Source organism: Hyphobacterium sp. (assembly GCF_965228115.1).
Taxonomy (GTDB): domain Bacteria; phylum Pseudomonadota; class Alphaproteobacteria; order Caulobacterales; family Maricaulaceae; genus Hyphobacterium.
Window position 1 is genome coordinate 1,668,237 of record NZ_OZ245794.1, and the last position, 13,102, is coordinate 1,681,338.

The 13,102-nt window shown below is 59.9% G+C and carries 15 protein-coding genes; 4 read left to right on the plus strand and 11 right to left on the minus strand.

The features are described from left to right. Window positions 1-28 precede the first annotated feature (28 nt). A complete protein-coding gene (locus ACO079_RS08655) occupies window positions 29-721 on the plus strand; it encodes a PepSY domain-containing protein (protein ID WP_421789291.1) in 693 nt (230 codons plus the stop codon). Further along, window positions 718-1,521, plus strand: coding sequence for an agmatinase (speB, locus tag ACO079_RS08660; RefSeq protein ID WP_421789293.1), 804 nt, complete (start codon window positions 718-720; stop codon window positions 1,519-1,521). The genes ACO079_RS08655 and speB overlap by 4 nt, the downstream gene beginning before the upstream one ends. Here the strand turns inward: speB and ACO079_RS08665 are convergent. From ACO079_RS08665 to ACO079_RS08695, 7 genes are all read right to left on the minus strand, one after another. Further along, the gene (locus tag ACO079_RS08665) at window positions 1,518-2,063 is read right to left on the minus strand and encodes a MerC domain-containing protein (RefSeq protein ID WP_421789295.1); all 546 of its coding nucleotides are present in this window, start codon (window positions 2,061-2,063) and stop codon (window positions 1,518-1,520) included. The genes speB and ACO079_RS08665 overlap by 4 nt on opposite strands. A gap of 15 nt (window positions 2,064-2,078) precedes the next feature. Beyond that, window positions 2,079-3,437: a hypothetical protein gene (locus ACO079_RS08670; RefSeq protein ID WP_421789297.1), complete on the minus strand. Its 1,359-nt coding sequence runs from the start codon at window positions 3,435-3,437 to the stop codon at window positions 2,079-2,081. A 43-nt stretch (window positions 3,438-3,480) separates the two neighbouring features. Further along, entirely contained in the window at window positions 3,481-3,960 is a 480-nt protein-coding gene (locus ACO079_RS08675) for a peptidase S1 (RefSeq protein WP_421789299.1), read from the minus strand. A 273-nt stretch (window positions 3,961-4,233) separates the two neighbouring features. Then, window positions 4,234-4,713 (minus strand): peptidase S1, encoded by a 480-nt coding sequence (locus tag ACO079_RS08680; protein WP_421789301.1) that lies wholly within the window; start codon window positions 4,711-4,713, stop codon window positions 4,234-4,236. 83 nt (window positions 4,714-4,796) lie between these two features. Next, window positions 4,797-5,336 (minus strand): translation initiation factor IF-3, encoded by a 540-nt coding sequence (gene infC, locus ACO079_RS08685; protein WP_421792936.1) that lies wholly within the window; start codon window positions 5,334-5,336, stop codon window positions 4,797-4,799. A 125-nt stretch (window positions 5,337-5,461) separates the two neighbouring features. After that, window positions 5,462-6,445 (minus strand): glycosyltransferase family 9 protein, encoded by a 984-nt coding sequence (locus ACO079_RS08690; protein WP_421789303.1) that lies wholly within the window; start codon window positions 6,443-6,445, stop codon window positions 5,462-5,464. Between the two features lie 4 nt (window positions 6,446-6,449). Continuing rightward, on the minus strand, window positions 6,450-7,580 hold the full coding sequence (locus ACO079_RS08695; protein ID WP_421789305.1) for a glycosyltransferase family 4 protein: 1,131 nt from the start codon (window positions 7,578-7,580) through the stop codon (window positions 6,450-6,452). An 88-nt stretch (window positions 7,581-7,668) separates the two neighbouring features. On the opposite strand from ACO079_RS08695, the gene ACO079_RS08700 reads away from it, so the two are divergent. Next, window positions 7,669-8,445 carry an alpha/beta hydrolase gene (locus tag ACO079_RS08700; RefSeq protein ID WP_421789307.1) on the plus strand — a complete coding sequence of 259 codons (777 nt, stop codon included), beginning with the start codon at window positions 7,669-7,671 and terminating at the stop codon, window positions 8,443-8,445. On the opposite strand, the gene ACO079_RS08705 is transcribed toward ACO079_RS08700, so the two are convergent. Then, the gene (locus ACO079_RS08705) at window positions 8,427-9,278 is read right to left on the minus strand and encodes an SDR family oxidoreductase (RefSeq protein ID WP_421789309.1); all 852 of its coding nucleotides are present in this window, start codon (window positions 9,276-9,278) and stop codon (window positions 8,427-8,429) included. The two genes, ACO079_RS08700 and ACO079_RS08705, sit on opposite strands and share 19 nt — an antisense overlap. Before the next feature lie 59 nt (window positions 9,279-9,337). Between ACO079_RS08705 and ACO079_RS08710 the strand changes: the two genes are divergently transcribed. Next, a complete protein-coding gene (locus ACO079_RS08710; RefSeq protein ID WP_421789311.1) occupies window positions 9,338-9,991 on the plus strand; it encodes a hypothetical protein in 654 nt (217 codons plus the stop codon). Here ACO079_RS08710 and ACO079_RS08715 read toward each other — a convergent pair. The 3 genes from ACO079_RS08715 to ACO079_RS08725 are packed head-to-tail and all read right to left on the minus strand — an operon-like array spanning window position 9,988 to window position 13,069. Next, on the minus strand, window positions 9,988-10,353 hold the full coding sequence (locus ACO079_RS08715; RefSeq protein ID WP_421789313.1) for a phosphopantetheine adenylyltransferase: 366 nt from the start codon (window positions 10,351-10,353) through the stop codon (window positions 9,988-9,990). The genes ACO079_RS08710 and ACO079_RS08715 overlap by 4 nt on opposite strands. Then, window positions 10,354-12,120, minus strand: coding sequence for a DUF885 domain-containing protein (locus ACO079_RS08720; protein WP_421789315.1), 1,767 nt, complete (start codon window positions 12,118-12,120; stop codon window positions 10,354-10,356). Window positions 12,121-12,172: 52 nt separating this feature from the next. Beyond that, window positions 12,173-13,069: an SDR family NAD(P)-dependent oxidoreductase gene (locus ACO079_RS08725; protein WP_421789316.1), complete on the minus strand. Its 897-nt coding sequence runs from the start codon at window positions 13,067-13,069 to the stop codon at window positions 12,173-12,175. Window positions 13,070-13,102 lie beyond the last annotated feature (33 nt).

Consider the following 13,102-nt stretch of genomic DNA (forward strand, 5'->3'; position numbering starts at 1 on the left):
GCGTTACTTTATAACGTAGGGATAGTACATGATCCGCTGGCTGATCCGGCTCCATAAATGGGCCGCACTGATAATTGGTCTTCAGGTCCTCGCCTGGATTGGCGGCGGCCTTGTGATGACGGCCATTCCCATCGAGCGCGTGCGGGGTGAGCACAATATTGCCGAACAGGCGTCTCCGCCGCTCGTCCTGATCGGCCTCGTTCCCGCCAGCGATATCGCCAGAGACGCCAATCTCATCCCCCGTGGAGTGGAGATCCGGCCCTGGCTGGACCGGACCGTTTATGAATTTACGACATCAAACGGGTCGATAATCGCGGACGCCCGCACGGGAGAGGTGCTTTCCCCCATCGATGAGGACACAGCCCTGGCCGTTGCCCTCGCTGACTATGCAGGCGAACCGGACATTGCGGCTATCACCTATTTTGATGAACCGACCTGGGAGTCCCGCCGTCCTGGCCCGCAATGGCGGGTAGATTTCAATGACGGTGAAGGCACGCGTCTTTATGTCAGTGCCGCCACGGGCGAGGTAATTGCCCGGCGCAATGATGTCTGGCGCTTCTATGATTTCTTCTGGATGCTTCACATCATGGATTATTCGGAACGATCCAATTTCAACAATCCGCTGGTCATTTTCTCAAGCCTGTTTGCCTTGGGGATGAGCCTGTTCGGGTTTGTCCTGCTCTTTCCGTGGCTGGCGCGGATGATTGGGAAACAGCGATGACCCCGAAAATCATCGCCCGCGGCATCCCGCTGGATGCCAATTCCTCCTATCTGAGAGGCCCGGCAAAGGCCGCTCAGGCACTGCGCGATGAAATCGCCAGGGACTATGCCAATCTGTGCGCGGAAAACGGGATTGATCTGGCCGATCCGGCGGTCTTCCGCTTTGACCCGGACATCGACCTGAAAAATGTGGCGGGCGATGGTGATTATTCCGCCATTCAATCAGCTGTGCGGCACATTCTGAAAGCCGGATCAAAGCCGCTGATGATCGGCGGGGATCACTCTGTATCCCTGCCGATATTGAGAGAGATTGCCTCTGCGTCGGGCTCGCTGGCCATCGTCCATTTTGACGCTCACCCAGATCTTTATGATCAATATGACGGCTCGCCCTGGTCCCATGCCTGCCCGTTTGCGCGGATCATGGAGGAGGGCCTGTGTTCAAAACTGATCCAGATCGGCGTGCGGACGCTGAACGCTCATCAGCGCGAGCAAATAGCCCGCTTCGGGGTTCAGGCCTTTGACATGGCGAATCTGCCGGGCGCCTTGCCGCTAGAGGCTGATGAGCCGGTCTATATTTCTATCGATATCGACGGGCTGGACCCAGCCTTCGCGCCCGGTGTCTCGCATCCGGAACCGGGTGGTCTTTCCACAAGGCAGGTGATCCACTATTTGCAATCCATCCCCGGACCGGTCGTCGGCGCGGATCTGGTGGAATTCAATCCGGACCGGGACATAGGACGGCTGACGGCGGCGGTGGTGCTCAAGTTGTTCAAGGGGCTGGGCGGCGTGCTGGCGCGCTAGTCGGCGCAGGTGGCACACTCACGCGCATGGTCATGCCCAGCACGCTGACGCCGGCGCCAGTTCACAATATGCGCCCCCAGGAGCAGGCTGACACCCGACGCCGTCAACAGGGTTTCGCCCGGCTGCTCGACAATATGCGCCGCGCCCAACAGCATCAAGACAAGCCCGGATCCGGCCACCAGCATGGTCCACTTTCCGGCCCGCATGGTCCGCTCGCCCCCAAAAAAGGCGATCAGCGTGACCGGCAGGGCGGCGAGGAAGAAATAGAGATGCGCATGGCCTTCCAGAAGATGAAACTCTTCCGCCAGAGCCGGTGCCAGAGCGGGAGCCGCAACCGCGGCGGTCGGCAAGGCCAGACAATGCAAGAGGCAGAGAACCGCCAGGCCCGCACCCGAGGCATCGAAAAGTGTTTTTGTCCGGTGAGTCGTCTGGCGTCCGCCCCTGGATATGGTGACGATATAATGTAACGGCGCGGAAAATCCAACGGCACTGGCGCATATCCACGTAAAAAGGGCGGCCTTGAAGCCGCCCTTTCCACTCATCTTCTTTAGCAAAAACTAGTTGTCGCCGAAGGCGAGCTCCGAGATGTGGAGCGTCGCGGGTGGTGTGCCGGCTCCAGAGGAATACGTTCCCACCCAGATGTCGTAGACACCTGATTGCGGATTGACGAACTCCAGCCCCGGGTTAAGCCCGGCCGCCCCGTCATCATTGCAATGCCAGGACCCATCCGGTGTATTCACGATCAACACCGTATCGCGGTCAGATGTGGCCGAGATAAAGAGGTCAAACGCATTGCCGGCGCTGTAGGTCAGCTCGTAATCCGGAGCTGCCGTTACATAGCCCCAACACCCGTCCGGTCCGTTATCGCGGGCATCGACATCGCCGCCCGCCGCGATCTGGACATTGTGGGGATCAGGAATGAAGCCACTCTCGAGCGACACCGAGCCATAATTTGACGGCAGGGTGTAATCGAGCAGATTGCCGGACATGACCGGGTCGCCCCCATATCCCAGCTCGGAAATATGCAGGATCGCCGCAGGCGTGCCGGCAAAATCCGGTGAGGAATAGGTGCCCACCCAGATGTCATAGACACCTGATTGCGGGCTATCGAAAGTGATGCCCGGATTGAGACCTTCAGAGCCGTCATCATTGCAATGCCAACTGCCATCCGGAGCGTTGACGATCATCACCGTATCGGACTCCGATGTCGCGGACAGATAAAGCGGGAAGGTGTTCCCCGCCTCATAGGTCAGCTCATAGTCGGGTGCGGCGGTTGTATACCCCCAGCACATGTCGCCAATGCCGGTTTCCGACACATCGATATCGCCCCCTGCAGCCAGCTGGATATTCACTGGATCGGGAACAAAGCCGGTCTGCAGCATTTGACCGCCATAATTGGCCGCCAGCGTGTAATCCAGCTCCACAGACGGAATCGGACGCGGGCCGAAGCCCAGCTCGGACACGTAAAGTGTCGCCGGAGGCGTGCCACCGGAAGAGGAATACGTGCCGACCCAGATCGAATACAGGCCCGAAGCCGGACGCGAGATCTGGACACCGGGATTCAACGCCCCCTCACCGCCATCATCATCACAATGATAGGCGCCGTTGGGGCCGCGAATTACGAGTGTGGTGTCGGTCTGTGAGATGGCCGACAGGTAAAGGTCAAAACTGCCTGCCGTGTAATAGACATTATAGTCCGGCGCATTAGCGATATAGCCCCGGCAAACGCCGGAACCGTTGACATTGCCGGACACCGATATATCGCCACCGGCGCGCATCTGGACACTGTGCGGATCCGGCAGAAAGCCGGAATCCAGCGTAATAGAGCCATAACTGGGCGGTGCGGTGACGTCTTGTGCGGCTACGGACGCAGCGGCTAATGCCGCTACGCCCAGAGCCGGAAGAAGGGTCTTCATGGTCCTGTCTCCCTGGTCAGAATTTTTCCGAAAAATGGTGCTCTTAGTAAGAGCTCAACTCGGAAATCGCCAAGGTGGCATTCTGGAGAGACGCGTTGCCATAGGTGCCGACATAAATGTCGTACTGGCCGGACATCGGGGAGTTCCCGAAATTGATGGACGGGTTCAGGCCCGATCCACTGTCATCGTCGCAATACCAGCGGCCGTCAGGCGCATTAATGACGAGGGTCGTATCAGCACCGGAATCAACAGAGATAACCAGTGGCAGGCTGCCAGACCGGAAATTCAGACGGACATCCGGCGCGTTGGCGATATAGCCGCGGCAATTGCCGCCCAGGCCAGCCGCATTAATGCTACCGCCCGATTGCAGGCTGACATAGTAAGGATCCGGTGTGAAACCGCCATTCAGCGAAATCGTTCCATAAGTCGGGTTCAGGCTCCAATCCTGAGCCTGTGCGGTTCCGGCCATCGCCAGAACGGCAAGCGCGGAAACGGCGGTCGAAAGTGTGAGTTTACGAAGCATAATCTGTCCCCTTTGAAGACGTTGACGCCGGGAATCGGCAATCAATCCAAGAGCACCCGGTCCCTCCCCTGGTACTCGATAGGTAGAGACTATCATTAAAACGCCTCTCGATGTGAACCCCAGTTGAACGGAAAAAACGCCGCACCGGCAAAAATAGTTCAAATAATCGCCACGCTTCTTCCAGGAGGCGAAAAATAGACCGGATACGCCCTCAGCGCGCAGGCCTACGCGGCGTTAAAAATACCTTATAAACAGAAGGTTGGAGAGCGCTGACTAGTAAGAGGTCAGCTCTGAGATCGACAGCGTCGCCTCGTGATAGGACGCCGCCTGATAGGTCCCGACATAGATATCATACTGGCCCGATTGCGGCTGATCCCAGCGCAGGGCCGGATTGAGGCCGCTCCCGCTATCATCATCACAATACCAGCGTCCATCGGGTCCGTTGACGATCAAGGTCGTATCAGCGTCGGAATTCACCGACAGGATCAGTGGCCAGGTGCGCGCGATATAGGTGAGCCGGAATTGCGGTGCATTGGCGATAAACCCCCGGCAGCTTCCCCCGAGGGACACGCTCGCATCAATCGAACCGCCGGACTGCAAGGCAATTTCATGAGGATCCGGCGTAAAACCCGAACTCAGTGAGATACTTCCATAGCTGGGATCCAGGCTCCATTGCTGGGCTTGTGCAGGGCCGGCGGTGACCAGCGCGGCCAGTCCTGCAAACAAAGCAAACAAAACGGATCTCAACATCATGGGCGTGTCCTGAAAGGGCCATTCAACGCGTCTCATAAAGCCGGGTTCAAACTGAACCGCGCTTGAACGCTTGCCCCCTTTTGTCAGCGGGGGGCCAGCACCATCACCATTTGCCGGCCTTCCAGCTTCGGTGCGAATTCGACTTTGGCCACTTCCGCGAAATCATCCCGCACCCGGTTCATGACATCCATGCCCCGGTCCTGGTGCGCCATCTCACGTCCGCGGAACCGCAGTGTGACTTTTACCTTGTCACCATCCTCGAAGAAGCGCGTCATCGCCTTGGCTTTGACCTGATAATCATGCTCGTCGATATTGGGACGAATCTTGATTTCCTTGATGTCCTGCGTCTTCTGCTTCTTGCGCGCCTGAGCCCGCTTTTTCTGCGCTTCGTATTTCAGCTTGCCATAGTCGACGATCTTGCACACGGGCGGATCGGCATTCGGCGAGACTTCGACCAGGTCGAGTCCGGCTTCCTGAGCCGCTTCGATCGCGGCTTCGACGGGCATGACGCCCTGTTTTTCTCCTTCTTCATCGATCAGAAGGACGCGGGCAACGCGGATTTCTTCATTAACGCGGGGGCCCTCTTTTTTCGGGGGCGGCGCAGCATAAGGTCGGCGGGCTATGTAACTTCTCCACTAACAGCCAGAATTAAAAAACTACCACACGAAGCCAGAAACGCGAGACTCATTGCGTCATTGCGCGTCCTCGCCGCGAGCGGAGCCGAGTTATGGGGGTAAGTCCGGGAAAATCAAGCCGCACGCGGTGATTCCTCGAACCCGCCGGCGACGCGCATGGCCTGCAGCGCTTCCTCGGCGGTCAGTTGCGCCAGCACTGGCGCATGCAGCGTAATAACCGGGGAAGCCCCACGCGGAACGCGAAGCGCCGGGTTACGGCCTTCATCGACAGGAAACAGCGCCGCTGCGGGCGGTCCCGCGGCTACCAGCAAATGCAAGAGGTCGGTTTCCTCGCCAAACACAAAGCGCGTCCGGCGCGCGAGCCCGGCCAGCTGAACCAGCTTGGCTTTCCCGGTCACATCGCGTGCGCCCTCAACGGCGCTGGCAACAAACCGGCCGACATCGCGCGCGGAGGGCCCGCCGACAATGGCTGGCGTTACGCCGTGTTGCATGAGCGCCTGCGCCAGAGACGCCCAGCGTTCGCGGGGCCAACGCAGATTGGCTTTCACGTCTTCCCCGGCGGGCGCCAGCAGGGCATAGGGTCCGTTCAGACCGAAATATTCCGGCTCCAGCATGCGCGAGGTGCGGGCCAGATAATCCACCCAGGAAACATCAGGCGCTGGGGCTTCACCCAGCCGGAAATGATCTGGACCCAGCCCAGCCCGGCCAAGCGCCACGGCGGTTGCTTCCACGGGATGGGTCGCCGCTTCCATTCTGGGCGCCGCATCCAGCCATTTGATGCGCGAGAAACGCAATCCGCCTTTGATCCGGCGCGAATCCCCATCATCCACCAGGTCGTAAACCACTGCGGGTTTCATCGCCTTGATCCGTTTGGCGGTCAGCTTGGCCATGGCACCGGTGGCCGTGGCATCGGTTTCGACCTGGCTGAAATAGGGGCAATGCTTCAGCATCGATTCATAGTCAGGCGCGGTCAGCAGGATCAATTTAGCGCGCGGATGCGCCTCACGGATCCGCCGGCAGGAGGCCAGGCCGCGCACGGTCGATGGCAAATCGCCCCACAACAAGACGTAGATGATATCCTTGCCCGCCTCGGTCATGGCCTCACTCTAAAAGCTCGCGATAGACCCGCAAGGTGTTCGCCTGCAGGGCCTCGACCGTGAAACGTTGCAAAATTCGCGCCCGGCCTGCTTGTCCTATAGCCGCACGCTGCGCCTCTGTCAGCGACATCACAGCAGTTAGCGCATCCGCCAGCGATCCGGCATCCCCCGGCCTGGCCCGCCAACCCGTCTCGCCTGACACCACGACCTCTCTCGCGCCGCCATGATTGGCCACGATCACCGGCAGGCCTGCCGCACTTGCTTCTGCTGCCGTCCGTCCGAAAGCTTCGGGGTCTGTTGACGGGTTCAGCGCCACATCGGCCAGCGCAAAAGCAGCCGGCATGTCATCACAATGCCCGGCCAGCCACACATCATTTTCCAGACCATGCTTGCCGATCAGCAGTTCCAGCTCTTCGCGATAGTTCACGCGGCCCTGATCGCCGCCCACCAAAATTAGAACCGGCACGACAGCACTGTCGGACTTGATCCGGGCCAGGGCTTCAATGGCGACGATCTGGCCTTTCCATCGCGTCAGCCGGGCGGGCAGGATCGCGATAAACCGGTCATCCGGTAAGGACCAGTCGGCTTTCAGATCACGAGCGCGCTGGCGCAGGCTGTCGCTATCGGCGAAGCGGTTCACATCCACGCCACGCGGAATGACGGTGATCGCATCCGGATTCAGCCCGTGTTCTGCAACAATATGGTCGCGAATGAACTCGGAATTGGCGATGACCCGGTCCCCTTTAGTCATCACCGAATTATAGCGGCGCTTCAGACCAGATCGCGCATTATAAGTTCCGTGATAAGTAGTAACGAATTTCGCGCCCGTATCCCGCGCCGCTTTCAGCGCGCTCCAGGCCGGCGCGCGAGAGCGGGCGTGGACAATATCAATGCCGCGGTCCTGGATGACGCGCTTTAATGCCGAGGCATTCTGTAAGGCCGTGAGCGGATTTTTGGTCGCAACGGGCAGCCGGACCAGCTCACCGCCGACAGCTGTCAGATCCGCCTCCATTGCCCCGCCCTCGCTGGCAACCAGCGCCTCATGTCCCGCTGCGGTGAGGGCCTGCGCAATCTCGATCGTCGTACGCTCGGCTCCGCCGGTTTCCAGCTGTGGAATGATTTGCAGCACCTTCATGGGGCGCATCACCTCTCAACGATTCGCTTGACCCGGCCCGTCCAGAAGCGGGATAGATCGACAAACCTTGTTTCACAGGAAACACACCATGACAAACCCGTCCGGCATTGACTATCTCGACCGCCCTGATGGCGAAAAAATCGCTTATATCCGCCACGAGGGCGAGCCCGGCAAAGCCTGTCTCATCTGGCTGGGCGGGTTCAAATCCGACATGGACGGTACAAAGGCCATCGCGCTGGATGAGTGGGCGCGCAAATCCGGGCGCGGCTTTTTGCGGTTCGATTATTTCGGCCACGGCAAATCCTCAGGCGATTTCGAGGACGGCACGATTGGCCGTTGGCGGGAAGATGCCCTCGCGGTCATCGACGAGCTGACGACAGGTCCGCAAATCCTGATCGGCTCGTCCATGGGCGGCTGGATCAGCCTGTTATGCGCAAAGGAGCGCGCCTCGCGCCTTGCCGGCCTGTTGCTGATTGCTCCGGCACCGGATTTCACCTCCGAGCTGATGTGGCCGAGCTTTCCTGAAGCGATCCGCCAACAAATCCTGGAAACCGGCAAATTCGAGGAACCCTCGGCCTATGATGATGAGGTTTTCATCATCACCAAAAAGCTGATCGAGGATGGCCGAAACTGGTCTGTTCTGGGCGGTCCCATCGGATTTGAAGGTCCGGTCCGCATTCTACAAGGCCAGCACGATGAAAGCGTCCCGTGGCAACACGCGCAAAAATGCGCAGACGTCCTGACCAGCGAGGACATCGTCTTCACCTTGATCAAGAGCGGCGATCACCGGCTATCCTCCGAAACGGAAATCGCGCGGCTGATCGCGACCGCCGAAGCGCTCAGCGTTCAAACCGAAGCCGCGTAAATCGCCTCCAGCCCTTCACGATAGGTCGGATAGGCCAGTTCAAAGCCCAGCGCGTCGCGGGTTTTCCGCGAAGAGACCCGGCGCGAGGAAGAAAAAAAGCTGCGCATCATCGGGCTCATCTCTGCGGTTTCGAAATCCTCTTCCGGTGGCGGCGCGACGGCCAGCAAATCCGCCGCATAACCGATCACTTCAGCCTGGGAGGACGGAAGATCATCGGCCAGATTAAACGGGCCAGGCACGTCCTGGCGCTCCATCGAGGCCAGAAGCGCCGTTGCGATATCGTCCACATGCACGCGGGAAAACACCTGCCCTTGCTTAACAATCCGCCGCGCGGTTCCGGATCGGACCCGCTCCAGCGCACTGCGGCCGGGACCATAAATCCCCGCCAGACGAACTATCCGTGTCGCCTTCGAAAAAGCCTGCCAGCCCTGCTCAGCCTGCAAGCGTCTTTTCGATCGCTTTTCCGCCGGTTCAGGGCGGGTGTCTTCATCGACCCAGCCACCCCCAGCGTCGCCGTAAACCCCGGTGGTGGAGAGATAGCCCAGCCATTCCAGCGCGGGGGTTTTCAATCCCCGCAGCAACGGCAGAGCCGGATCCCCGTCTTCGTCCGGAGGGACAGACACCAGAATATGCGTCGCCGTCTCGACCGCCCCGCGCAGCTCCTCGCGGGTTGCATTGATCAGCGGGGAAATACCGGATAGCGCCATCTCCGAGGCTTTCGCCGCCGAACGGGTGGTGCCCGAGAGCTTTATATTTTGGCCGGAGAGCCGGGCTGCCGTGGCTTTTGCGACATAGCCATAGCCCAAAAACAGAAGAGAACGGGTGTGTGTCATGGACGCTTATCTAGCGTGCGCCTAGTCTGGCTCCAATGGGCGAGTGGGAGCTCACAAACATGACGCGTTTGTTTTTGACCGTAGCCGCCTGTGCAATCACGGCCTCTGCCGCCAATGCACAGAATCGCGACACTGAACGTTATCTGGCCTGTCTGGAACAGATCGAAGGTAATGCCGAGATGGCCTATGAGGACGGGCTTGCCTGGCGCTATGAGGGCGGCGGCTGGCCGGCGCGCCATTGCGTCGCCCGCGCCTTGATCGCCTTGGGCGAGGAGGAAGAAGGCGCCTTCCGCCTGCAAGCCCTTGCTGAAGCCCCCGATGGCGGCCCGACGGCCATGAAGGTTCTTTATCTGGCCGAAGCCGGTGAAGCGTGGATGGTGGCGGGATATCCCGATGAAGCGCGCCGCGCCTATTCGCGCGGCGTGGAATTGTCCCCGCAATCTGCCCCCATGTGGCTGGGCCGGGCGCGGACGGCAGCGCAGCTGGGCGAATGGGCTGCGGCTGAAGCTGATGCGGCGCAAGCCATCAGTTTCGAGCCCCAGAATGCGGAAGGCTGGCGGACACGCGCTGAGGCGCGTCTGGAACTGGGCGATCTGGCCGCGGCCGAGCGCGACATGACACAGGCATTGAATCTGGCTGCCAATGATGACGAGGCGGTTGCCGCACTGCTGATCCGTGGACGCATCAATGAGGCACGCCGGCTGGAGGATTAAACCGCCATAAGGCCCAGCGCGGCGATCACCAGAACAATCCCGATAATATCGGCGATAACGACCTTGCGCAGGGCCGCATTATAACCGCCAGTCGACCAGGCCAGCAGAATGAAGCTGGCCATGCTCAACACGCCCAGCACACAGGCGATCAGCCAGAGATTCCGGTCAAATGCGGCATAGATCATGAAGCCGCCAACAAGGCCGAACAGCACCGCACGATGGCGCATCAGGATGGAGAGGTCCGGCCCCTCCACCTGTATTTGATAGACGCGCTCGATCCGTTTGCGTGAAAGGGCCCCGAAAACGGGCAGGAAGTTGATCAGCCCCGCCAGCGCGATAAGCGCGGCAATGGCGATCTCCATCTAGCCCTCGCTTTCGTCTGTTTCCGCCTCTGCCTCGGCCGCGTCCAGCGTCTCGGCAATCCAGGCCTGTGTCCGGCTTTCCAGATAGCCCAGCGGCACCGCGCCTTCCGACAATAATTCATCATGGAAGTCACGGATGTCGAAATGTTCGCCTAGCGTCTCTTCCGCCTGTGCCCGCAGATCCCGCATCAGTAATTCGCCGGTTTTGTAGGCCAGCGCCTGACCCGGCCAGGAGATGTAGCGGGAAATTTCCGTGCGCACATTGTGCGGGGCCAGGGCCGAGTTTTCGAGCAGGCAGGCCTCGGCCTCCTCGCGCGTCCAGCCGAAATAATGGATGCCGGTATCCACCACCAGGCGGCAGGCGCGCCACATTTCATAGGTCAGGCGGCCAAACTGGTCATAGGGCGTACGGTACAGGCCCATCTCTTCCGCCAGAAATTCGGTGTAAAGCCCCCAGCCCTCACCAAAGGCCGTGATATAGGTGTTGCGGCGAAAATCCGGCACATTTTCCAGCTCTTGTGCCAGTGCGACCTGATGGTGATGACCGGGCACCGCCTCGTGCACCGTCAGAGCCGGCAGATTGTAAAGCGGCCGCTGAGAGAGGTCATAGGTGTTGACCATGTATCCGCCAGCCACGCCATTTTCCAGAGAGCCCGGCCAGTAACGTCCTGTCGTGTAGGTCGGCGCCAGCGAGGCCGGCACGGCCCTTACCCCATAAGGCAATCTCGGCAGGCGCCGGAAAAAACGCGGCATGGCATCATCGGCGAGGCGTGCCAGATAGGCGGCATACATCAGCAATTCTTCTTCCGTTTCGGCATAGAATTGCGGATCGGTGCGCAGGAAGTGCAGGAATTCGGCAAATGTGCCCTCAAATTCCAGCTCTTCGATAATCTCTTCCATTTCCCCGCGGATGCGCGCCACCTCGGCCAGGCCGCGCTCATGGACCTCCTCGGGCGAGGTATCCAGAGTGGTATGGAAACGCGTCAGCGCCTGATATTGCGCCCGGCCATTCGGCACTGACGAAATCCCCAGCTCCTCACGCGCGGCGGGCACATATTCCTCGTCCATAAAGGCAAGCAGATCGGCATAGGCTGGCAGGACGTGGGTTTCGACGGCCTCGGTCGCTTCCGCAAACAGCCGCGCGCGTTCCTCTTCAGACACGGTCGCGGGAAGCCGTTCGATCGGCATGACCATGCCGGTGTCTGCCACGCTCATGGCGGCAATCGTCGCAATCTGATCGCGGACACCCCCGATAATATTCGCGGGCTGGGTATACCCGTCCTCAATGCCCTGACGCATCCAGTAGATGTTCTCGTTCAGATAGCGTGGCAAATCTTCCAGCCGGGCGATCCAGTTTTCGGCAGCCTCGACCGTGCGTGGGCGCGTGGATGACGCCGTATAGAGCGGGGCCGAGAAGAAACCACTGTCATTTGTAAAGGCGGCGCGCTGCATATCAAATTGCGCCAGCTCGACCCGGAAGCGCAGAATATAATCCAGCGTCGCATGGTTGACGGCCTGTTCCTCTGGCAGGGCGTCGGCATCAATCTCTTGCAAACGCTCCAGAAACACGGCTTCCGCCGCCCGGTCTTCGGCAAAGCGTTCCGGCGAGAGATCCGCCCAGCGACGGGCCGCCTCCGGGTTTTCATCGGGATCATCGCGGTTTTCGAACGCCTCGAAATCGGCAATCAGGGCCTCAAAGTCCTCGACATCATCAGCCAGGGCCGGGGCCGAGAAAAGAACAGCAGAAGCAAGAAGCGCGCGCAGCATGAATGTCTCCCCAACAGGTTTGAAGCGGAGACTAGTGCGAATCTCGAAGATGTCAGCCCTTCTTGCGGGCGTCCGCCAGGTCTTCCGGCCGCAGGCCGAGGCGTTTGATGATCTGCTTATGGACCAGTTTTTCCGGCAACAGCCGTGGCAGCGTCCATTCGGTAAACCGGTTGGGCACCTCGGCAAATCGGAAATCCGGATCATCTGAGGTCAGACAGTGATGCACGCGTTCTCCAATCTGTTCCGGCGGCAGACCTTTGGGCCCGCGATCCATCATCCAGTTGAAGACGCGCTGCATGGCCTTTGCAAAGTCGGTGTGCCGGTATTTATCGACTTCCGAAGTGTCATCGGCCTTGTCCCAGATCGGCGTGGCCACAGCCCCCGGCCCGATCACATAAACGCCAATGCCGTAGATCGCCAATTCCTTGCGAAGGGATTTTGAGAGCCCTTCCAGACCGTGTTTGGACGCCGCATAGGGGCCCACAAAGGGCATGCCCATGACACCCGCCATGGACGACATCATCACGATGCGGCCCGGCTTGCCGGTCAACCCGTCTTCAGCCCCTAGCAAAGGCCCGAATGCCTGAACCGTCCGCAAGGCGCCCAGCACATTGATATTCAGCTGGTTTTCCACCTCCTCGATCGGGATGTGAAGCAGCGGCCCCGTTACGGCGACACCGGCATTGCAGACCAGGCCTTGCAGGGTCTGCCCGCCCAGCGCTTTGCGGACCTCTTCGCCGGCGGCCTGCATGGAGGCGGTATCGGTCACTTCCATCGTCAGCGGGGTGATGTCCGCGCCAAATTCCTGAGATAGACGTTCGGCGTCCTCGGCTTTACGGACGCCGGCAAAGACATGAAAGCCATTGGATATGAGTACGCTGGCACTGGCATGACCGATCCCGGTCGATGCGCCGGTCACAACGGCAGCAGGTTTAGTGATGGCGGTCATGGGCGGGGCTCCTCGCAAATCTTTCGTTTTCTT